Source organism: Burkholderia catarinensis, from assembly GCF_001883705.2.
GTDB lineage: Bacteria > Pseudomonadota > Gammaproteobacteria > Burkholderiales > Burkholderiaceae > Burkholderia > Burkholderia catarinensis.
This window is the reverse complement of sequence record NZ_MDEQ02000050.1, coordinates 1-20,811: the sequence shown is the minus strand read 5'-3', so window position 1 is coordinate 20,811 and position 20,811 is coordinate 1. Positions and strand designations below refer to the sequence as shown.

Here is a 20,811-nt window from a genome sequence, read left to right as displayed (position 1 = left end):
GAAAGGAGGTGATCCAGCCGCACCTTCCGATACGGCTACCTTGTTACGACTTCACCCCAGTCATGAATCCTACCGTGGTGACCGTCCTCCTTGCGGTTAGACTAGCCACTTCTGGTAAAACCCACTCCCATGGTGTGACGGGCGGTGTGTACAAGACCCGGGAACGTATTCACCGCGGCATGCTGATCCGCGATTACTAGCGATTCCAGCTTCACGCACTCGAGTTGCAGAGTGCGATCCGGACTACGATCGGTTTTCTGGGATTAGCTCCCCCTCGCGGGTTGGCGACCCTCTGTTCCGACCATTGTATGACGTGTGAAGCCCTACCCATAAGGGCCATGAGGACTTGACGTCATCCCCACCTTCCTCCGGTTTGTCACCGGCAGTCTCCTTAGAGTGCTCTTGCGTAGCAACTAAGGACAAGGGTTGCGCTCGTTGCGGGACTTAACCCAACATCTCACGACACGAGCTGACGACAGCCATGCAGCACCTGTGCGCCGGTTCTCTTTCGAGCACTCCCACCTCTCAGCGGGATTCCGACCATGTCAAGGGTAGGTAAGGTTTTTCGCGTTGCATCGAATTAATCCACATCATCCACCGCTTGTGCGGGTCCCCGTCAATTCCTTTGAGTTTTAATCTTGCGACCGTACTCCCCAGGCGGTCAACTTCACGCGTTAGCTACGTTACTAAGGAAATGAATCCCCAACAACTAGTTGACATCGTTTAGGGCGTGGACTACCAGGGTATCTAATCCTGTTTGCTCCCCACGCTTTCGTGCATGAGCGTCAGTATTGGCCCAGGGGGCTGCCTTCGCCATCGGTATTCCTCCACATCTCTACGCATTTCACTGCTACACGTGGAATTCTACCCCCCTCTGCCATACTCTAGCTTGCCAGTCACCAATGCAGTTCCCAGGTTGAGCCCGGGGATTTCACATCGGTCTTAACAAACCGCCTGCGCACGCTTTACGCCCAGTAATTCCGATTAACGCTTGCACCCTACGTATTACCGCGGCTGCTGGCACGTAGTTAGCCGGTGCTTATTCTTCCGGTACCGTCATCCCCCCGCCGTATTAGGGCAGAGGTTTTCTTTCCGGACAAAAGTGCTTTACAACCCGAAGGCCTTCTTCACACACGCGGCATTGCTGGATCAGGCTTTCGCCCATTGTCCAAAATTCCCCACTGCTGCCTCCCGTAGGAGTCTGGGCCGTGTCTCAGTCCCAGTGTGGCTGGTCGTCCTCTCAGACCAGCTACTGATCGTCGCCTTGGTAGGCCTTTACCCCACCAACTAGCTAATCAGCCATCGGCCAACCCTATAGCGCGAGGCCCGAAGGTCCCCCGCTTTCATCCAAAGATCGTATGCGGTATTAATCCGGCTTTCGCCGGGCTATCCCCCACTACAGGACATGTTCCGATGTATTACTCACCCGTTCGCCACTCGCCACCAGGTGCAAGCACCCGTGCTGCCGTTCGACTTGCATGTGTAAGGCATGCCGCCAGCGTTCAATCTGAGCCAGGATCAAACTCTTCAGTTTAAACCTGTTACTGTTTTTCGGTTCGGTTAAGAACCGGTCGCTCACTCAAAGCTGACAGGAATATGAATTGCTTCATAAACCTGACTTACTTTAGTGTGAGACTCTTGATACTTTCGCTATCTGATCCGAGGATCAGCTCGCTTCCATCAAGCGCCCACACTTATCGGCTGTTAATTTTTAAAGAGCATTTCTGCGAGAAACTTCGCGTTTCCCAGCAGCGCTGCGTTTTCAGCAGCAGAGAAGCGAGATTATGAACCGTGTTTCTCAGCTCGTCAACAACTTTTTACACGACATCGTTGCGACTGCGGGGCCCATCTTCCTTTGCCAGTAGCGCGCTCCAGACTGCAGCACACCGCCAGCTCTGCTTCCCCTTCCGCGCCGCGTTTCCGTTAGCGCGAAAGAGGCGTGATTGTAGGCAGCGTCCTCGATCCGCGCAAGGGGTTTCTCAAAAAAATATAAGGCCCCGCACGCTGCCGCGTGTGGGGCCTTATATAGAAGCGCCCGAATCGTCAGACCACGCGCACCTGTTTCGCGACGATCTCCATATAGTGGTCAAGATCCGGCGTCACCTTTCCTGCTTCCTTCGCCGTATCGTCCCAGCGGCGCAGACGCAGCGCGTCCTCCGCGAACGGGCGCTGCAGGAACGCCGCCGTCTCGTCTTCACTGAAGATGCCCCCCTGCAGCGCGAGGCTGCGCACCGAGTCCGGCGACAGGCTCTCGAAGTAGCCGGCGTCCGTGCGGCACAGGCAGCGCTTCGCATCGACGTGCAGCCGGATCGGCTCCAGCACCGCGTCGGAAAACAGCGGCCGCAGGAACGGCAGCACGTAATACTGATGCAGATCGTCGATCCCGCGCGCGCTCGGCGTCTCGCCCTGGCGATTCAGCAGATGCCCGAGATCGTGCAGGAACGCCGCCGCCACCAGCGCTTCGCCAGCCCCCGCCTCCTCCGCCAGCAATCCGCTCTGCAACGCATGCTCGAGCTGGGTCACGGGCTCGCCGCTATAGGCCACATGGCCATGCTCGCGATACAGCCCGTGGATCTCTTCCACCGTCAATGCCATTCGTTCACTCCCAGGGCAATGAAAATGTCTTCAGGTTCGTGAAGCTCTTCATCGCCTCCTGCACGCCTTCCTTGTAACCGAGCCCCGAATCCTTGACCCCGCCGAACGGCGACAGCTCGATCCGGTATCCGGGTACTTCCCACACATTCACGGTGCCGACGTTCAGCTCGTTCACGAACCGCACGACCGCCGCCGTGCTGTCCGTACAGACCCCCGACGACAGCCCGAACGCCGTCCCGTTGCTGATCCGGATCGCGTCGTCGATCGTGTCGAACGCGATCACGGGCGACACGGGGCCGAAGGTCTCCTCGCGCACGATCGTCATCGACGGATCGACGTTGTCGAGCACGGTCGGCGCATAGAGCGCGCCACGCCGCACATTGCCGGTCAACAGGCGCGCGCCCTGTGCGACCGCCTCTCCGACCCGCGCCTCGAACAGCCGCGCCGCTTCCTCGTCGATCACCGTGCCCATTTCGTTCGCGGGATCGAACGGATCGCCGTACTTCCATGCGCGGGTCTTCTCGACGAGCAACTCGGTGAACGCGGGCGCGATCGAGCGCTGCACCAGCATCCGCTTGACCGCCGTGCAGCGCTGGCCCGAATTCCGGTACGAGCCGAGCACCGCGAGCGACGCCGCGCGTTCGAGATCGGCGTCTTCGAGGACGATCAGCGGATCGTTGCCGCCCAGCTCCAGCACGATGCGGCGGTAGCCGGCCCGCGCGGCAATCGCCTTGCCGATCGCGACGCCGCCCGTAAACGTGATCAGCGACGCATGCGGATGCGTGACGAGCTCGTCCGCGATCTCGCGCGGATCGCCGGTCAGCACCTGCAGCATCGGCTCCGGCAGCCCGGCTTCGACCAGCAGGTCGGCCAGATAGAACGCCGACAGCGGCACCTTCTCCGACGGCTTCACGATCACGCGGTTGTTGGTCGCGATCGCCGGCGCGATCTTGTGCGCCACCTGGTTCATCGGATGATTGAACGGCGTGATCGCGACGATCACACCGTCGAGCGGCTGCCGCTGCGAGAACACGCGTCGCGCCTTGCCGTGGGGCGTCAGGTCGCACGAGAAACTTTGCGCGTCGTCGCGCAGCGCCTCGACCGCCGCGAACTTCAGCACGTCGGCAACGCGGCCGATCTCGTAGCGGGAATCCTGTTTCGACAGCCCCGATTCGAGCGTGATCAGATCGGACGCCTCCTCGGTGCGCTCGCGCAGCAGCGCGGCCGCGCGTTCGAGGATCTGTGAACGTTCGTAGCGCGTGAGCTTCGGCCGGTACGCCATCGCGTAATCGAATGCCGCGCGCACGTCGTCGACGCTCGCAAGCGGCGCCGTACCGACGCGCGTGCCCGTGTAAGGGTCCGTGACGTCGAAGCTGCGCTCGCGCGTCGCGCGCGTGCCGCACCAGCGCAGCGCCTCCGCGCGAAACGCCGGATGGTCTTGCCGGGGATGAGCCATCATGTCGCGATCCGGTTCAGCACGAAATCGAACACGTCGAAGTTGCGCGGGCGACGTGCGGGATCGTCCCGCTCGATACGGCGATTGAACAGCAACGGTACTTCCTGCTCCGATACGCCGCCATGCGAACGCAGCGGCACCGTGAGGCCCGACAGATCGTGTTCGCGCTCGCGCGTGCCGAGCGTCATGTCGCGGCGGCCGATCACGACGAGATCGCCGATCCGGTCGGCCGGCAGTTCGAAACGTGCGGCAGCTTCCGCGTTGTCGAGCACGAGCTCGACGCCGTCGAGGCCGCCGACGCGCCACATCGCCTCGGTCCGGTCGACGCCCGGCGCCAGATAGATGGTCGCAAACGAGCCGAGCGCGCCGTGGTGCACGACGTACGGATCGGTGATCGGCAGGATCACTCGGGCGGCCTGCGCGCCGTACCAGCCGTCGAACGCATCCTGCAGATAGATCACGTTCGGCCGGCCCGTCGCGGGATCGTGCTTCGCGTTCATCCCGTGGTCGGCCGTGAGCCCGATCGCCCAGCCGAGCGCGTCGAGCTGCGCGAGGTAACCGTCCATCATCGCGTAGAACGCGTTCGCGCCGGCACTGCCCGGCTCGCACTTGTGCTGCACGTAATCGGTGGTCGACAGGTACATCAGGTCGACCTGGCGCGTCTGTGCGAGCCTCACGCCGGCCGCGAACACGAACTCGGACAACGCCGCGCTGTAGACGTCCGGCGACGGCAGGCCGACCCAGTCGAGCACGTCGACGATCCCGTTTTCCGCGAGATTCGCCTGCGCGGCCTTCTCGGCGGAAAAGCAGATGCCGTTCAACCGCCAGCCGAGGAGCCGGCGCAGCTTGTCCTTCGCCGTCACGACGGCCACCCGTGCACCGGCGTCGGACGCCGCCGCGAGCAGCGTGTCGGCCCGCAGGTAAGCCGGATCGTTCATCATGACTTCGGCGCCGCGCCCGCCGTCGGCGGCCGCGTCCCAGAAATAGTTGCCGCAGATCCCGTGGACCGACGGCGGCACGCCGCAGACGATCGACAGGTTGTTCGGGTTGGTGAAGGTCGGCACGACGCAATCGGCGCGCCACGCGGTGCCCTCCGCGATCATCCGGCCGATGAACGGCGCGACGCCCGCTTCCACCGCCCGTTCGAGATAGTCGTACTCGCAGCCGTCGACGCAGACGACGACGGTCGGCTCGACCGGCAGCCGGTAGCGCCGGCCGTTGACATCGACCGAGCGCCCCGCGAGACCCGTCGATGCACCGGCCGCCGACGCGTTACCGGGATGGCGCAATGCGAACGCGGCGTTCATGATGCCGCCCGCTTGCCGCGCGGCACGCGCGCGGCGATCAGCAGCAGCGCCGCGAGCGACGCGCCGAGCATCAGCAGCGACAGTGCCGATGCCGGGAGGTAGTAGCCGCGCTCCACCTGGCCGATCACGACGATCGGCACGGTCGCGAAGCCTGGCGGATAAACCGTCAGCGTCGCGCCGAGCTCGCCGAGCGACAGCGCGAAGCCGAGCGCGAGGCTCGCACGCAGCGCCGGCACGAGCTGCGGCAGCAGCACGCGGCGCAGCACCATCGCGGGCGGCGCGCCGAGGCTCGCCGCCGCTTCGCGCAGCACGGTCAGCTCCGGACGCAGCGCGGCGGCCGCGCAGCGATAGCAGAACGGCAGAATCAGCGCGAGCTGCACGAGCACGACGATCGCCGCCGAACTCGACAGGTCGAGCGGCTTCTGGTGATACGCGATCAGCACCGCGAGCCCGAGCACGACGCTCGGCACGCCGTTCGGCACCATCACGAGCGCGTCGACGACCGCGCCGAGGCCGCGCCGGTCGCGCCCTTCGAGCGCAAGCGCGAGCCACAGCCCGAGGATCGTGCCGATCGCCGACACGCCGAAGCCGATCTCGAGGCTCGTCAGCAGCGCGTCGTATTCCGGCGACCCGAGCCGTTCGAACCAGCGCAGGCTGTAGCCGGCCGGCAAGATCGTGCCCGACCACTGCGTCGACACGCTCGACAGCGCGACGACGACGACAGGCAACACGAACAACCAGAAGCACGCGAACGCGGCCAGCGCGAGCGCGGCGCGCGACGCATGCTTGAGCAGCGTGTCGCTCCAGCCGATCCGGTGGCGCGGCACGGCCTGCCCGATACGGAATTCAGCGGACATCGTTCCCTCCCGTCGCACGCCGGTTCACCCGGCGATAAACCGCATACAGCGCCAGCGACAGCGCCAGCATGACGACCGCGCCGGCCGATGCGGTCGGCAGGTCGAGGTCAACGGTCGCGCTGCTGTAGATCGCGACCGGCAGCGTCACGAGCCGCGCGCTGCCGAGCACGAGCAGAATCCCGAACTCGTTCAGCGTCAGCAGGAAGCACAGCACGGTGCCGGCGGCGATGCCCGGCCACGCGATCGGCAGCACGACGCGGCGCGCGAGCATCCAGCCGGGCGCGCCGAGGCTGCGTGCGGCTTCGATCAGCCGCAGGTCGAGCGTCGCGAACGACGCGAGCGTGGGCCGCACGACGAACGGCGTATAGAACACGGTCTGCGCGAGAATCACGCCGCCGATGCCGAACAGGAAATCGAGCGGCGGATTCTCGAGATGGAACAGGTGCTGCAGCGCAATGCTGATCGACCCTTGCGAGCCGTACAGGAAGATCAGCGTGAACGCGACGAGGAACGACGGAAACGCGACGTACAGCTCCAGGAAGCGCGTGACGAGCGACGCACCCGGAAACGGCTTGAAGAACAGCAGCGCGGCCAGCAGCACGCCGAGCACCGATGCGGTGCCGGCGCTCGCGAACAGCACGCCGAGCGTCGTCAGCAGCACGCCGCGCGTGTCGGGGTTGCCGAAGAACGTGCGGTACGCGGCAAAACTCAGACCGTGATCGCCCGACACGCTCAGCAGCACGAGCCGCACCAGCGGATAGATGACGAGCGGGCCCAGCACGACGATCGCGAGCGCGGCCAGATGCAGGTCGCCCATGCGCCTGCGGCGCCGTGCCGCGGCGGCGTGCGCGGCGGCCGATGCGAGCACGTGCGGCGGCAGGCCGGCTTCAGGGCTCGATAAGGACGACATCGTCTGCCTCGCAATGCAGGGACACGCGCGCACCGCGCTCGGGGGCCGCGCCGCGGCCGCGTTGCATCGTCACGCGCACGGGCTCGTCGGGCGCCGCGTCGATCACGACCGCGATCGACAGGTCCGCGCCTTGCCATTCGACGGACGACACCGTGCCGTGCAGCCCGCCCGCCGCGAGCGGCATCACGGTCAGGCGCTCGGGGCGCACGCACGCGACCTTGTCGCGCACTTCGTGGCGCGGATCGCCGAGCGGGAAGATCACGTGCGGCGGCAACAGGTTCGCCGGGCCGAGATAGCGTGCGACGTAGCCGTCCCGCGGCGCATCGTACAACTGCTGCGGCGTGCCGAGCTGCGCGATATGGCCGTCGCGCATCAGCAGCGCGCGGTCGGACAGCACGAGCGCGTCGTCGCGGTCGTGCGTCACGCAGACGACGGTCAGGTTCGGCAGGCGCTCGTGCAGCGCCTTCAGTTCGCTGCGCACCGACGCGCGCAGGTTGGCGTCGAGCGCCGACAGCGGCTCGTCGAGCAGCAGCACGTCCGGCTCGATCACGAGCGCGCGGGCCAGCGCGACGCGCTGCTGCATCCCGCCCGACAGTTGCGCGGGCAGGTGATGGCCTGCATCGCCGAGCTGCACGAGCTTCAGCGCGTCGGCGACGCGGCGCGTCACTTCCGACGACGCCATGCCGCGCGCGCGCAGCCCGAATGCGACGTTCTCGAACACCGACAGGTGCGGGAACAGCGCGTAATTCTGGAACAGCAGACCGAGATTGCGCTTGTGCGGCGGCGCATAGGTCAGGTCACGTCCGGCAACGGTCAGCGTGCCGGTCAGGCCGTCGGCCTTCACGAACCCGGCGATGAAGCGCAGCAGCGTGGTCTTGCCGCAGCCGCTCTTGCCGAGCACGGTCAGAAATTCACCGGCGCCGATCGACAGCGACAGATCTTCCAGCACCGTGCGTGCGCCGTAGCGCACGCTCAGATGCTCGATCTGCACGCCGCCCGGCGCGCCGGACCGCAGCATCGCTTGCGGTTCGGCGGCGCCGAATGCGCCGGGATGGGTCAGGGTGGTTTCCACCGGGTTCATCCTCTTGCTCACTAATACAGGCGGCGTGCGCCGATCACTTCGGCTTGACGACGTCGAGCTGCTTGCCCGAGCTGCCGATCACGTCCTTCTTCCAGCGCTCGAGCCACACCGGCTTCTTCGCCATCACCTGGGCCCAGTCGACCGGGATCAGCTTCACGCCCGCGATCGCCTTCTTGACCGCTTCGCCGTTCTTGCCGGCCAGCGGCACGTCCGTGCGGCCCGGGATGCCGTACATGTCCGGCACCTTCGACTGCACTTCCGTCGACATCAGGTAGTCGATCAGCTTCTTGCCGACGTCCTGGTTCGGGCCGCTCTTGATCAGGCCGATGCCGTACGGGAGCTGGAACGTGGTCGGCTGGTCGCCTTCCTTCGCTGCCAGGAAGATCGGCTTGACGGACAGCGCGCCGTGCTCGGCGTCGTCGAGGTCCATCTGCAGGTCGCCGTTCGCGACGCTGATCTCGTTACGCGACAGCAGCACGTTCAGGTAGCCCGTGCCCTTCGTGTGGAACTTCACGCTCTGCGACAGCTTCGCGAGGTAGTCGAACGCCTTGTCCTCGCCCATCAGCGAGGTCGTCAGGATCAGCACGGCCATCCCGTCGCCGGCGGTCGCCGGGTTCGAGTACGCGACCTTGCCGGCGTAGTTCGGCGACAGCAGGTCGGCGAACGTCTTCGGCTGGTTCTTCACGACGTCCGGGTTGATCGCGAACGAGAAGTAGTTGTTCACGAACGTCGCCCACGTGCCGTCCTCGGCCTTCGCGATGGCCGGCACGTTCTTGTAGTTCACGCTCTGGTACGGCTGCAGCAGGCCCATCTGGCCAGCTTGCTGAATGAACGGCGGCAGCGTGACGATCACGTCGGCCTTCGGGGAATTCTTCTCGATGTTCGCGCGGTTGACGACCTCGCCGCTGCCCGCCGTCACGATGTTGACCTTGACGCCTTCCTTCTTCTCGAAGGCCGGCAGCACATCGCGATACAGGTTCTCGAGGCCGTCCGCCGTATACAGCACGACCGCGTTTGCCGCATGCGCCGGCATCGCGGCACCTTGCAGCAGACCGGCGGCGCAAGCGGCCAGCGCGAGCTTGCGGAACACGCCGGCAGCGGCGCGCGAGGGTTTCTGCAGTGTCATCTCACTTCTCCGTAGGCGGAACACCAAACGGCCGGGGGCACGATCCGGCTCTCCTGTTATCTCCGGGCAAGGCCGCTCGACGGCCCGCCTCGCCGCCGCGCTGCGGTTGGGTTTCGCGCGGCAAGCGAAGGATCACAGCGTTCGATGACAAACCCGTGACGAATGCCACGATTTCCAAAAAATGACACATTTTGCCAATATCATGCAAGTCCATTCAGAAATGCCGCCCGGCGTTTCGTTCGACCCTTGCCGGAGAAAAACCATGCCCGACCCGATTCTGCTCACGCCCGGCCCGCTCACCACGTCCGCCACAACCCGCCACGCAATGCAACATGACTGGGGCTCGTGGGACACCGCTTTCAATCAACTGACGGCCAGCGTCTGTGCCGATCTCGTCGCGATCGCGCATGGCGGCGACGAGTACGTGTGCGTGCCGATGCAGGGCAGCGGCACGTTCTCGGTCGAGGCCGCGCTCGGCACGCTGGTACCGCGCGACGGTGTCGTGCTCGTGCCCGACAACGGCGCGTATTGCGCGCGCATCCTGAAGATCCTCGGCCGGCTCGGCATCGACGCGATCGCGTTGCCGTTCGGCGAGGACGCAGCCGTCGACGCGGCAGCGGTCGAGGCTGCGTTCGTGCGCGAACCGCGCATCACGCACGTCGCGCTCGTGCACCTGGAAACGAGCGCCGGCATCCTGAACCCTCTGGACGCGATCGCGGCCGCGTGCCGGCGCCACGGCAAGCGGCTGATCGTCGACGCGATGAGTTCGTTCGGCGCGCTGCCGATCGCGCTGGCGGGCAGCGGCATCGATGCGCTGATCTCGGCGAGCGGCAAGTGCCTCGAAGGCGTGCCGGGGATGGGGTTCACGATCGTGCGGCGCGATGCGCTCGACGCGAGCGAAGGCAACTCGCCGTCGCTCGCGCTCGATCTCCACGATCAGTACGCGTACCTGCGCAAGACGGGCCAGTGGCGCTTCACACCGCCGACGCACGTGATCGCCGCGCTACGCGCCGCGCTCGACCAGTACCTGGCCGAAGGCGGCCAGCCGGCCCGCGGCGCGCGCTATGCGGACAACTGCCGGACGCTGGTCGAATCGATGCGCGCGCTCGGCTTCGCGCCGTTCCTCGACACGAGCGTGCAGGCGCCGGTGATCGTCACGTTCCACGCGCCCGACCATCCGGCCTACGATTTCCGCCGCTTCTACGACGCGGTGCGCGACGCGGGCTTCATCCTGTATCCGGGCAAGCTCACGCAGCTCGAAACGTTCCGCGTCGGCTGCATCGGCGCGATCGATGCCGGCGACATCCGGCGCGCGGTCGCGGCGATCGCGCAGGCGGTCGAATCGCTCGGCATCGCCGTGCGGCGCGCCTGAGGTGCACGCTAGCCAGGACACGCGCCGGCAAGCCAGCCGGCGCGCAAATAAAAAAGCCCGGCGGCCAACCGGCCGCCGGGCGTACGCACCGGATGTGTGTGGAGCGGGTGCTTACAGCTCGATCCGCTTGATGTCGCCGACGACGAAGATGTACGACAGCGCACCGAGCAGCGCGATCACGCCGATGAACACGAGCGCGCCGACGAACGACCCGGTCGACGCGACGATGAAGCCGACGACGAGCGGCGTAACGATGCCCGCGAGGTTCGCCGCGAAGTTGAAGATGCCGCCCGTCACGCCGAGCAGGCCGTCCGGCGCGATGTCCGACACGAGCGTCCAGCCGAGCGCGGCCATCCCCTGCGCGAAGAACGCAACCGACATGATCGCGATCACGGCCTCGTTGCTCTGCACGTAGTTCGCGAGAATGATCGTCGACGCGAGCAGCAGGCCCGCGATGATCGGCAGCTTGCGTGCGAGGTTCGCGGACTTGCCGCGGCGCAGCAGCCAGTCGGAGAAGATCCCGCCGAACATCACGCCGACCGACGCGGCGATGAACGGCATCACCGCGAAGAAGCCGATCTTCAGCCAGCCCATGTGGCGCTCGGTCGCGAGGTAGGTCGGGAACCAGGTCAGGAAGAACACGAGCGTCGAGTTGCCGGCGAACTGGCCGAGGCAGATGCCCGCGAGCTGGCGCTTCTTCAGCAGCTGGCCGGCCATCGCCCAACTGAACTTCTTCTGCGCGCCCTTGCCGCCGTTGTCGCCCTTGCGCGCAGCGTGCACGAGGCCGCCGCCCGCCTCGATGTAGGCGAGTTCCTCCGAGTTCGCGCCCGGATGATCACGCGGCTCGTGATAGAACTTCCACCAGACCAGGCCGAATGCGATACCGACCGCGCCGACGACCCAGAACAGCGAGCGCCAGCCGAACGCGCCCATCAGCGCGAACAGCACGGGGCTGAAGAACGCGAGGCCGATGTACTCGCCGACGGTATAGGTACCGGTCGCCATCGCGCGTTCGTTCTGCGGGAACCATGTCGCGACGACGCGGCTGTTGGTCGGGAAGCACGGCGCCTCCGTCACGCCGAGGCCGAGCCGGCATGCGAGCAGCGTCGCGATGCCCGGCACGAAGCCCTGCAGGAACGTGCACAGCGACCACAGCGTCATCGACCAGTAATAGGTGACCTTGCTGCCGAAGCGGTCGAGGAACAGGCCGCCGGGCACCTGCATCGCGACGTACGTCCACGAAAACGCGGAGAACATGATGCCCATCACGGCCGCGTTGATGCCGAGCTCCTTGGTGAGCTGCGGCGCAGCCACCCCCAGCACGGTGCGATCGAGATAGTTGATCATCGTGCCGATCGCGAGCAGCGCGAGAATCTTGTAGCGCGCCGACGTGCGCCGGACCGTGCCGGCCGCCTGGGCCGGCGCGGCATTCGTGTGAGTGGTGTGCTGCATGATTGTCTCCTGGTCTCTCTTTATGTATCTGTAAGGGGGTCAGCGCGCGACGAGCGACTGAAAGTGATCGAGCATCCGCTCGGCGTCGGGCGTGCGTCCGGTGAAGATCTCGAACGCGTCGACGGCCTGGTAGACGGCCATCCCGCCGCCGGGCAGCGTGGCGCAGCCGGCCGCGCGCGCGGCACGGACCAGTTCGGTTTCGAGCGGGAAATACACGATGTCGGCCACCCACATGCCCGCATGGAGCAGCTCGGCCGGCAGCGGCAGGCCCGGGTGCTTGGTCATGCCGGTCGGCGTCGCGTGGATCAGGCCCGTCGCGGCGCGCATCGCGGCCGCGAGAGGGTCGCCGGACGGAGCGCCGCCCGACGCGACCCGCGCCGCGGGGAAGCGCTGCTGCAACTCGGTCGCGAGCGTGGTGGCGCGCGTGCCGTCGACATCGAAAATCGTCAGTTCGGCCGCGCCCATCTGCAGCGCCGCGTGGGCCACGGCCGCGCCCGCGCCGCCCGCACCGAGCTGGACGACGCGCTCGAGCGACGCGTCGGGCAACCCGCGGCGGAACGATTTCGCGAAGCCCGACCAGTCGGTGTTGTGGCCGATCCGCTTGCCGTCCTTGAACAGCACGGTGTTCACCGCGCCGAGCGCGCGGGCGTCGTCCGACAGCGCGTCGAGGTGCTCGATCACGCGCTGCTTGCACGGGTGCGTGATGTTGAGCCCGTTGTAGCCCATCCGCTGCGCGGCATCGAGCAATTGCGGCAGCGCGTCGACGGTCACGCCGAGCACGTCGAGATCGATACGCCGGTACACGTAACCGAAGCCCTGGCGGAATCCTTCTTCCTCGTGCATCGCGGGTGACAGCGAGCCGCCGATGCCCTGGCCGATCAGGCCGATCAGAAACGACGGGCGGCTCATCGCGCGGCTTCCTGCGCAAACAGCGTCGCCAACCGCTGCAGCGCGAACACGTAGCCTTCGGTGCCGCAGCCGCAGATCACGGCTTCGGCGACCGCCGACACATAGGAATGGTGGCGGAACGCCTCGCGACGATGCACGTTCGAGATATGTACTTCAATCACCGGCTTCGCGATCGCGGAAAGCGCGTCGGCCAGCGCCACCGACGTATGCGTATAGGCGGCCGGGTTGATCACGATGCCGTGCGTGTCGTGACGCGCGGCATGCAGCCAGTCGATCAGCTCGTGCTCGGCATTCGACTGGCGGAACTCGATCTCCAGCCCGAGCCCTTCTGCTGCGGTGCGGCAGCGCTGCTCGACGTCGGCGAGCGTTTCCGCGCCGTAGATGTGGGGCTGGCGCGTGCCCAACAGATTCAGGTTCGGGCCGTTCAGCACCAGCACCTTGTGCTTGCTCATGGTGATTCTGCTCCTAAAATAGGGGCAGACCGTGGCAGGCGCCGCCCCGAAAACATCGGAATTTGGCGCTAGTGTGCGCCCGCGCAAGCAGGCTGTCTTTTCGGGTTTTCGCTAATTTGTACCACCTAGTTAGTTTGTACAATACGGATTACTAGCCCAGTAAATTCGGGATATGGCGTCCGTCCGGAACTCAACGACTGGTTCATTCAGGGCCGGTTCGACCGACGCCATGCCCCGCTCATCCGCAGGAATCGCCCCATGCAGCGCTCGATCGCCACCGTGTCACTGTCCGGCACGCTCGCCGAGAAGCTCGCCGCCATCCAGGCCGCAGGCTTCGACGGCGTCGAAATCTTCGAAAACGACCTTGTGTACTTCGACGGATCGCCCGCCGACGTCCGGCGCATGGCCGCCGATCTCGGCCTCGACATCGTGCTGTTCCAGCCGTTTCGCGACTTCGAGGGCGTGAGCGCGGCCCAGCTCGCCCGCAACCTCGATCGCATCAAGCGCAAGTTCGACGTGATGCATGCGCTCGGCACCGACCGCATCCTCGTGTGCAGCAGCGTGTCGGCCGACACGATCACGGACGACGGGCTGCTCGTCGACCAGCTCGGTGCGCTCGCCGAAGCCGCCCGGCAGGCCGGCGTGGTCGCCGCGTACGAAGCGCTCGCGTGGGGCCGCGTCGTGAACCGGTACGGCCACGCGTGGAAACTCGTGAACGCCGTGAACAGCCCGCACCTCGGCCTCGCGCTCGACAGCTTCCACACGCTGTCGCTCGACGATTCGCCGGACGCGATCGCCGACATTCCCGGCGACCGGATCGCGTTCGTGCAGATCGCCGATGCGCCGAAGCTCGCGATGGACGTGCTCGAATGGAGCCGCCACTACCGCTCGTTCCCGGGCCAGGGCGACTTCGACCTCGCGCGTTTCACCGCGCGGGTGATCGAGTCGGGCTACACGGGGCCGCTGTCGCTCGAGATCTTCAACGACGGCTTTCGCGCGGCGCCGACCGCGATCACGGCCGCCGACGGCCATCGCTCGCTGCTCTACCTGGAAGAACTGACGCGCGAGCGGCTCGCGCAGGACGGCCGCGCACCGGCCGCCGGCCAGCCGCTCTTCGCGCCGCCGGCACCGCCCGCGCACGTCGGGTTCCAGTTCATCGAATTCGCGGTCGACGCCCAGGCGGCGGCGACCGTCGGCGAATGGCTCGGCAGGATGCGCTTCCGGCTCGCCGGCCGCCATCGCTCGAAGGACGTGACGCTGTTCCAGCACGGCGCCGCGTCGATCGTGCTGAACGCCGAGCGCGACTCGTTCGCCGATGCGTTCTTCCAGCAGCACGGGCTGTCGCTGTGCGCGTCGGCGTTCCGCGTCGACGATGCGAAGGTGGCATTCGAACGCGCGGCCGGCTTCGGCTATGCGCCGTTCTCCAGCCGCGTCGGGCCGAACGAGCGCGTGCTGCCGAGCGTGCAGGCGCCGGACGGCAGCCTCGAGTATTTCGTCGACGAAACGCCGAATGCGCCGACGCTGTATGAATCGGACTTCGTGCTGACCGACATCGACGGCCCGAGCGAAGTCGGCCCGCTGACGGGCATCGACCATGTGTGCCTCGCGCTGCCGGCCGACGCGCTCGACACATGGATCCTGTTCTTCAAGACGGCGTTCGGCTTCGAGGCCGAGCGCAGCTGGCTCGTGCCCGACCCGTACGGGCTGATGCGCAGCCGCGCGGTGCGCAGCGCCGACGGCTCGGTGCGGATCGTGCTGAACGCATCGGTCGACCGTCACACGGCCGTCGCCGTATCGCTCGACCGCTACCACGGCACGGGGCTGAACCACGTCGCATTCCGCACGGACGACATCGTGAAGACGGTCGCCGCGTTCGCGGCCGACGGCGTGCCGTTCCTGCGCATTCCGCCCAACTACTACGACGATCTCGCCGCACGCTACGCGCTGCCGGACGAACTGATCGACACGCTGAGCGCCCATCACCTGCTGTACGACCGCGACGAACACGGCGGCGAATTCCTGCATGCGTATACAGAGCTGGTCGACAACCGCTTCTCGCTCGAAATCGTCGAGCGGCGCGGCGGATACGACGGCTACGGCGCGGCGAACGCGGCCGTGCGGCTCGCCGCGCAGGCGCAGCGCAGGAAATAAGGGAAGGACGCGAATCGGGATTCGGGGGCCGGACCCTAGACGTGGTCGGCGGCCGACACAAAGGGCCACATCCTGCGCGCACCATCATGGTGAATCGTGCGGGCCGCGGACCAGCCCGCGCGGCCGGCCGCGATCGGGGCAGAAGCCGCGCTGCGTATGACGTTACATCCCGTAACCTGTACCGCAGCGCAGCATCCCGCCGCCCGCCACGGTTTTAAGAATCGCTTAAGTCTTCGACGGCACCATCCGCAACCAGTACCCGATGGTTATCTTGAAAAGGAGGAAAGCGATGAGCGCCGTAGAAGCACCCGCGGGCCGCCCGGCCGCGCCCCCTGCAAAGAAGACGATGCTGCGCCGCCTGCTCAGTCATCATGAAATCGCGACGCTGCTCGTGCTGCTGCACGCGCCGATCGGCGCGAACGCCAAACCCGAATTGCCTGCGCTGCAGGAAGCCGGCCTCGTCGAGATGGTCAAGCTCGACCCCGATACGGCACCGAGCTTCCGGCTGACCGAAGACGGCACGGCCATCCTGAAAGGGCTCGGCTACCGCTGAGCCGCCGTTTTCCCCGCCTTCCCGCACTGCCCCCATCCCTGCGACGCGCCGGCACGTCCGGCACGCCGCGTCACCCTGCCCGCTCCTGCAGCGTCAACCGGTATTCCGTCGGCGTCACGCCGACCGTCGCCTTGAACTGGCGCGTGAATGCGCTGTGATCCGTATAGCCGCATAGCGCCGCGACATCGGTCACCTTGTCGTGGGTGACGAGCAGCGCGGTAGCCGCATCGAGCCGCGTCTTCAGCAGCACCTGGCGCGGCGTCAGGTGGAACACCTTGTGGAAGTAGCGTTCGAGCTGCGCGACCGACATCCCGGCCATCTGCGCGAGGTGCTTCAGGTTCAGCGGCTGCACGTAGTGATCCTGGATGTGCTGGACCACGTCGGCGAGCCGGCTGTACGCCGGGTGCGATCCCTCGTGCGCCTTCAGGTCGCGCGAAATGCCCGCGAGGCCGACCACCCTGCCCGCGGCGTCGCGCAGCGGCTCCTTGCAGGTCAGGCACCAGCCCGGCTGGCGGCCCGGATACAGGTGCAGTTCGAGCTGGTCCATCAGTTGCTGGCCGGCGTTGATCGTCGCCATGTCCTGCTCGAAATAGCTGCGGCCGAAGCGGCGCGGAAACACTTCGTCGGCCGTCTTGCCGAGCAGGCCGCGCTTGTCCTTGTAGCCGCAGCGCATCGCCAGCGTGCGATTGACGATCGCGTAGCGGCCGGTCTCATCCTTCACGAAGAACGCGACGTCCGGCAGCGCATCGAACACCGGTTCGAGCAGGCGGAAGTGCGCGAGCATCGCGCCGAGATCGGCGTTGTCGGGCTGGTAGCGCAATGGTTCGGGCAGGCTCATGGGCGGTACGGCAAGCAAGGTCGTCATCCCGGCAACCGCTATGCGAGTGGCAGATGGCGTCGATTATAGAAGCGCCCCTTCGATCGCGTCGCGCCGAGCGCGGGGCAGGCAAGCAGGCGGTGGCGGCCGGTCGCATCGTGCATCCCGACCGGCCCTCGTCGGCCGTCGACACAGGTTGTGCGCGCAACCACTGCGAAACGCGTGCGTAGCCGGCCGCGGTTCCGCTTCCGCCGCTGCCGGCGTATCGCGTCGACACACCGGCACCACCCATCCGAATTCACCATCCTAAAAATGCGGACGACCCGCGTCTTGGCGCGTTTGCGCATTCGTCATGACGATTTCGGCATATATCAGGGTTATCGACGATATGCCGATATCGTCGCCGGCCGCGCACCGAACGCGCAAGACGCGCGCATTTTCGCTATCTAGACTTCGCTTCACGGTCACGAGACGACATCCCGCCACTGCAGCAATCGGCACGCACGGCCCACCGCATCCGCCGTCGCGCACGCCGATTCCGGCACAGCGCGGGCAGCACGCGGCGCGCCTGCACGGCCCGTCGCATCGGCCTGCCGACCGAACCGTCTCGACCGGTTTACCGGCGCCGGCCCGCAAGCCGGCGGCGGCCCAACCACGCCATCAAGGGGAAGTGAAAGTGAAGCTGAAGGTATCGCACGTCGCGCTGGCCGCTGCCTGCGCACTGTCGGGCGCGCACGCCATCGCCGCCGACGTCGTCAAGATCGGTTTCGCCGCACCGCTGACGGGCCCGCAATCGAACTACGGCACGGACATGCAGAAGGGCGTGCAGCTCGCGATCGCCGATTTCAACGCGACGCGTCCGACGATCGGCGGCAAGCCCGTCACGTTCCAGCTCGACTCGCAGGACGACCAGGCCGACCCGCGCACGGGCACGACCGTCGCGCAGCGGCTGATCGACGACAACGTCCGCGGGGTCATCGGCCACTTCAACTCGGGGACGAGCATTCCGGCATCCGACCTGTACGATCGCGCAGGGTTGCCGCAGATCTCGATGGCGACGTCGCCGCAATACACGGCGCGCGGCTACAAGACGACCTACCGGCTGCTGACGAGCGACGCGCAAGCGGGCCGCATCGTCGGCACGTACGCGGTGAAGACGCTGCGCTTCAAGCGCATCGCGATCATCGACGACCGCACGGCCTACGGCCAGGGCATCGCCGACGAATTCGCGAAGGCCGTGGAGGCGGCGGGCGGCACGATCGTCAAGCGCGACTTCACGAACGACAAGGCGCTCGACTTCTCCGCGATCCTGACCAACCTGAAGGGCGCCAATCCGGACGCGATCTTCTACGGCGGCGGCGACGCGCAATCGTCGCCGATGATCCGCAAGATGCGCCAACTCGGGATGAAGTCGGCGTTCGTGACGGGCGAGATGTCGCGCTCGCCGACCTTCCTGAAGGTCGGCGGCGATGCGGCCGAAGGCGCGATCGTCTACATGGGCGGGCTGCCGAAGGAAAAGATGCCGGGCTTCGCCGGCTACGCGGCGCGCTACAAGGCGCGCTTCAACGAAGACGTGATCACCTACTCGCCGTACTCGTATGACGGCACGATCGCGCTGCTCACCGCGATGAAGGACGCAAACTCGACCGACCCGAAGGTGTACACGCCGTATCTCGGCAAGGTGTCGATCAAGGGCGTGTCGGCGCCCAGCGTCGCGTACGACGCGAAGGGCGACCTGAAGGATGCGCCGGTGACGATCTACAAGGTCGAGCACGGCGCGTTCAAGCCGGTCGATACGATCGCCGGCAACTGATAGCACGACCCTGCCCCGCGCGGCGCGCCAGCGGCTCACCGGCCGCCCGCGCCGCGCGCGCTTCGGCTGCACGGCCCGAAGCCATCCTCGGCGAGCACCCGCACACCCGTGCGCGTGCCGCGCGTGCCGGGCGTGCATTTCGCGCTCCTGTAGAATCCTCCCACCCCGCTTTGACGCTTCGTCTCCGCCGTGCCCCATCCCGGTGCGGCGGCGCGTGTTCCGTGCCCCATCCGGCACCCGGCACGCTTTCGACGACGCAGGCCGCGCCTAGTCCAGCCAATAGCGGGCTCTGGAGACGCAGCACCGACAACTACATTCGAAAACCGATCGTCCTGACCATGCAAGCTTCCGAATTGAGCGGCGTGCCTCGCGCCGCCGAACGCGCGCTCACGCGCAGCGACTATAAAACCCTTGGCCTTGCCGCACTCGGCGGCGCCCTCGAGTTCTACGACTTCATCATCTTCGTGTTCTTCGCCCCGGCGATAGGACTGCTCTTCTTCCCGCACGACATTCCCGACTGGCTGCGCCAGTTGCAGACGTTCGGCATCTTCGCGGCCGGCTATCTCGCGCGCCCGCTCGGCGGCGTGATCATGGCGCACTTCGGCGACCTGTTCGGCCGCAAGCGGATGTTCACGCTGAGCGTGCTGATGATGTCCGTGCCGACGCTGCTGATGGGCCTGCTGCCGACCTACGACTCGATCGGTATCCTCGCGCCGGTGTTGCTGCTGCTGTTCCGCGTGCTGCAGGGCGCGGCGGTCGGCGGCGAAGTGCCGGGCGCGTGGGTGTTCGTGTCCGAGCATGTGCCGTCGCGCCACATCGGCTACGCATGCGGCACGCTGACCGCGGGGCTCACGGCCGGCATCCTGCTCGGCTCGCTCGTCGCCGCAGGCATCAACAGCCGTTACTCGAGCGCCGAAGTCGGCGCGTTCGCATGGCGAATCCCGTTCCTGCTGGGCGGCGTGTTCGGGCTGTTCTCCGTGTACCTGCGCCGCTGGCTGCATGAAACGCCGGTGTTCGCCGAGATGAAGGCGAAGAAGGCGCTCGCGGCCGAGATTCCGCTGAAGGCCGTGCTGCGCGACCATGTTCGCGCGGTGATCGTGTCGATGCTGCTCACGTGGATGCTGTCGGCCGCGATCGTCGTCGTGATCCTGATGACGCCCGCGCTGCTGCAGAAGCAGTTCCACCTGACGCCCGCGACGACGCTGTTCGCGAACAGCGTCGCGACGCTGTGCCTGACGGCCGGCTGCATCACCGCGGGTTCGCTCGCGGGCTGGATCGGCGCGAAGCGCGTGCTCGGCATCGGCGGCATCGGGCTGGCCGCGTGCTACTACCTGCTGTTCGTGCAGGTTGCGGCCGACGCGTCGACGCTGCCGCTCTACTACGGGATCGCGGGCTTCATGGTCGGCACGATCGGCGCGGTGCCGTTCGTGATGGTCAAGAGCTTCCCGGCCGTCGTGCGCTTCTCGGGCATCTCGTTCTCGTACAACGTCGCGTATGCGATCTTCGGCGGCCTCACGCCGGTGATCGTGTCGCTGATGATGAAGTCGAATCCGCTCGCGCCGGTCGCGTACGTCGCCGCGATCTGCGTGCTCGGCGCGATCGCCGTGCAGTTCTCGAAGGACGCAAAGGACGTGAAGGGCACGCACTGAACGCCGGCGCGCGCGCCCGTTCCATGAACAAAGGGCCGAATCCCGCGGGATTCGGCCCTTTCTTTTGGTTCTTCGCAGGAAACCGTGGAGGGTTTGAGGGCGATTGCGTAATCTGACGCCTGACTTTAGGAGGTCAGGAGGAAGAATTGCTCGATCGCAAGGCACTTCAAGCGCTGGGTTGCTGGACCGGCTATCGGTTAGAGCGGGTGGAATGGCCGGAAGGAGAAAGCCACACGCTGTCGCTGTATCTGAAGCCGGTCAGCAAGGTGATGTACTGCGAACAATGCGGGGCGCGCTGCCAGCAGATCCAC

Annotated in this window: 16 protein-coding genes, 1 rRNA gene and 1 pseudogene; 6 read left to right on the top strand and 12 right to left on the bottom strand. The window is 66.4% G+C overall.

Annotated features, from left to right (window positions below; translation table 11 throughout):
- Position 1: 1 nt before the first annotated feature.
- The 8 genes from BFF94_RS36535 to phnS all read right to left on the bottom strand — a co-directional run bounded on the left by BFF94_RS36535 (position 2) and on the right by phnS (position 9,332).
- Positions 2 to 1,534 (bottom strand): 16S ribosomal RNA (locus BFF94_RS36535).
- Between the two features lie 509 nt (positions 1,535 to 2,043).
- On the bottom strand, positions 2,044 to 2,595 hold the full coding sequence (locus BFF94_RS36530) for a phosphonate degradation HD-domain oxygenase (RefSeq protein ID WP_128847567.1): 552 nt from the start codon (positions 2,593 to 2,595) through the stop codon (positions 2,044 to 2,046).
- Positions 2,596 to 2,599: 4 nt separating this feature from the next.
- Positions 2,600 to 4,054 carry a phosphonoacetaldehyde dehydrogenase gene (gene phnY / locus BFF94_RS36525; protein ID WP_128847568.1) on the bottom strand — a complete coding sequence of 485 codons (1,455 nt, stop codon included), beginning with the start codon at positions 4,052 to 4,054 and terminating at the stop codon, positions 2,600 to 2,602.
- The gene (gene phnA / locus BFF94_RS36520; RefSeq protein WP_162285573.1) at positions 4,051 to 5,358 is read right to left on the bottom strand and encodes a phosphonoacetate hydrolase; all 1,308 of its coding nucleotides are present in this window, start codon (positions 5,356 to 5,358) and stop codon (positions 4,051 to 4,053) included. The genes phnY and phnA overlap by 4 nt, the downstream gene beginning before the upstream one ends.
- Positions 5,355 to 6,215, bottom strand: a complete 861-nt coding sequence (gene phnV / locus BFF94_RS36515) for a 2-aminoethylphosphonate ABC transport system, membrane component PhnV (protein WP_219140440.1) — start codon at positions 6,213 to 6,215, stop codon at positions 5,355 to 5,357. The genes phnA and phnV overlap by 4 nt, the downstream gene beginning before the upstream one ends.
- The gene (phnU, locus tag BFF94_RS36510; protein WP_219140439.1) at positions 6,205 to 7,125 is read right to left on the bottom strand and encodes a 2-aminoethylphosphonate ABC transporter permease subunit; all 921 of its coding nucleotides are present in this window, start codon (positions 7,123 to 7,125) and stop codon (positions 6,205 to 6,207) included. The genes phnV and phnU overlap by 11 nt, the downstream gene beginning before the upstream one ends.
- A complete protein-coding gene (gene phnT, locus BFF94_RS36505; protein ID WP_219140438.1) occupies positions 7,103 to 8,206 on the bottom strand; it encodes a 2-aminoethylphosphonate ABC transport system ATP-binding subunit PhnT in 1,104 nt (367 codons plus the stop codon). The genes phnU and phnT overlap by 23 nt, the downstream gene beginning before the upstream one ends.
- Positions 8,207 to 8,240: 34 nt before the next feature.
- Complete coding sequence (gene phnS, locus BFF94_RS36500) at positions 8,241 to 9,332, bottom strand: 2-aminoethylphosphonate ABC transporter substrate-binding protein (protein WP_128845009.1); 1,092 nt, start codon at positions 9,330 to 9,332, stop codon at positions 8,241 to 8,243.
- A 262-nt stretch (positions 9,333 to 9,594) separates the two neighbouring features.
- On the opposite strand from phnS, the gene BFF94_RS36495 reads away from it, so the two are divergent.
- On the top strand, positions 9,595 to 10,704 hold the full coding sequence (locus BFF94_RS36495; protein ID WP_128845011.1) for a 2-aminoethylphosphonate--pyruvate transaminase: 1,110 nt from the start codon (positions 9,595 to 9,597) through the stop codon (positions 10,702 to 10,704).
- 111 nt (positions 10,705 to 10,815) lie between these two features.
- Here the strand turns inward: BFF94_RS36495 and BFF94_RS36490 are convergent, their stop codons facing one another.
- The 3 genes from BFF94_RS36490 to aroQ are packed head-to-tail and all read right to left on the bottom strand — an operon-like array spanning position 10,816 to position 13,517.
- Positions 10,816 to 12,156, bottom strand: coding sequence for an MFS transporter (locus BFF94_RS36490; protein ID WP_128845013.1), 1,341 nt, complete (start codon positions 12,154 to 12,156; stop codon positions 10,816 to 10,818).
- A 39-nt stretch (positions 12,157 to 12,195) separates the two neighbouring features.
- On the bottom strand, positions 12,196 to 13,065 hold the full coding sequence (locus BFF94_RS36485; protein WP_219140437.1) for a shikimate dehydrogenase: 870 nt from the start codon (positions 13,063 to 13,065) through the stop codon (positions 12,196 to 12,198).
- Positions 13,062 to 13,517 (bottom strand): type II 3-dehydroquinate dehydratase, encoded by a 456-nt coding sequence (gene aroQ / locus BFF94_RS36480; RefSeq protein ID WP_128844393.1) that lies wholly within the window; start codon positions 13,515 to 13,517, stop codon positions 13,062 to 13,064. The genes BFF94_RS36485 and aroQ overlap by 4 nt, the downstream gene beginning before the upstream one ends.
- Positions 13,518 to 13,775: 258 nt before the next feature.
- Between aroQ and BFF94_RS36475 the strand changes: the two genes are divergently transcribed.
- Complete coding sequence (locus BFF94_RS36475; protein WP_128844396.1) at positions 13,776 to 15,668, top strand: bifunctional sugar phosphate isomerase/epimerase/4-hydroxyphenylpyruvate dioxygenase family protein; 1,893 nt, start codon at positions 13,776 to 13,778, stop codon at positions 15,666 to 15,668.
- Positions 15,669 to 15,957: 289 nt separating this feature from the next.
- On the top strand, positions 15,958 to 16,221 hold the full coding sequence (locus BFF94_RS36470) for a hypothetical protein (protein WP_089470656.1): 264 nt from the start codon (positions 15,958 to 15,960) through the stop codon (positions 16,219 to 16,221).
- 70 nt (positions 16,222 to 16,291) lie between these two features.
- Here the strand turns inward: BFF94_RS36470 and BFF94_RS36465 are convergent, their stop codons facing one another.
- On the bottom strand, positions 16,292 to 17,086 hold the full coding sequence (locus BFF94_RS36465) for an AraC family transcriptional regulator (protein ID WP_128844398.1): 795 nt from the start codon (positions 17,084 to 17,086) through the stop codon (positions 16,292 to 16,294).
- 628 nt (positions 17,087 to 17,714) lie between these two features.
- Between BFF94_RS36465 and BFF94_RS36460 the strand changes: the two genes are divergently transcribed.
- The 3 genes and pseudogenes from BFF94_RS36460 to BFF94_RS36450 all read left to right on the top strand — a co-directional run.
- Positions 17,715 to 18,851: a branched-chain amino acid ABC transporter substrate-binding protein gene (locus tag BFF94_RS36460; protein WP_128844403.1), complete on the top strand. Its 1,137-nt coding sequence runs from the start codon at positions 17,715 to 17,717 to the stop codon at positions 18,849 to 18,851.
- Between the two features lie 338 nt (positions 18,852 to 19,189).
- Positions 19,190 to 20,500: an MFS transporter gene (locus BFF94_RS36455; protein ID WP_128844406.1), complete on the top strand. Its 1,311-nt coding sequence runs from the start codon at positions 19,190 to 19,192 to the stop codon at positions 20,498 to 20,500.
- Positions 20,501 to 20,646: 146 nt separating this feature from the next.
- A pseudogene (locus BFF94_RS36450) lies at positions 20,647 to 20,811 on the top strand (ISL3 family transposase); the annotation flags it as partial.

Bases quoted from the DNA above. Each gene is read 5' to 3' on its own strand.
- BFF94_RS36530 (WP_128847567.1), bottom strand. From the start codon at position 2,595: ATGGCATTGACGGTGGAAGAGATCCACGGGCTGTATCGCGAGCATGGC.
- phnY (WP_128847568.1), bottom strand. From the start codon at position 4,054: ATGATGGCTCATCCCCGGCAAGACCATCCGGCGTTTCGCGCGGAGGCG.
- phnA (WP_162285573.1), bottom strand. From the start codon at position 5,358: ATGAACGCCGCGTTCGCATTGCGCCATCCCGGTAACGCGTCGGCGGCC.
- phnV (WP_219140440.1), bottom strand. From the start codon at position 6,215: ATGTCCGCTGAATTCCGTATCGGGCAGGCCGTGCCGCGCCACCGGATC.
- phnU (WP_219140439.1), bottom strand. From the start codon at position 7,125: ATGTCGTCCTTATCGAGCCCTGAAGCCGGCCTGCCGCCGCACGTGCTC.
- phnT (WP_219140438.1), bottom strand. From the start codon at position 8,206: ATGAACCCGGTGGAAACCACCCTGACCCATCCCGGCGCATTCGGCGCC.
- phnS (WP_128845009.1), bottom strand. From the start codon at position 9,332: ATGACACTGCAGAAACCCTCGCGCGCCGCTGCCGGCGTGTTCCGCAAG.
- BFF94_RS36495 (WP_128845011.1), top strand. From the start codon at position 9,595: ATGCCCGACCCGATTCTGCTCACGCCCGGCCCGCTCACCACGTCCGCC.
- BFF94_RS36490 (WP_128845013.1), bottom strand. From the start codon at position 12,156: ATGCAGCACACCACTCACACGAATGCCGCGCCGGCCCAGGCGGCCGGC.
- BFF94_RS36485 (WP_219140437.1), bottom strand. From the start codon at position 13,065: ATGAGCCGCCCGTCGTTTCTGATCGGCCTGATCGGCCAGGGCATCGGC.
- aroQ (WP_128844393.1), bottom strand. From the start codon at position 13,517: ATGAGCAAGCACAAGGTGCTGGTGCTGAACGGCCCGAACCTGAATCTG.
- BFF94_RS36475 (WP_128844396.1), top strand. From the start codon at position 13,776: ATGCAGCGCTCGATCGCCACCGTGTCACTGTCCGGCACGCTCGCCGAG.
- BFF94_RS36470 (WP_089470656.1), top strand. From the start codon at position 15,958: ATGAGCGCCGTAGAAGCACCCGCGGGCCGCCCGGCCGCGCCCCCTGCA.
- BFF94_RS36465 (WP_128844398.1), bottom strand. From the start codon at position 17,086: ATGACGACCTTGCTTGCCGTACCGCCCATGAGCCTGCCCGAACCATTG.
- BFF94_RS36455 (WP_128844406.1), top strand. From the start codon at position 19,190: ATGCAAGCTTCCGAATTGAGCGGCGTGCCTCGCGCCGCCGAACGCGCG.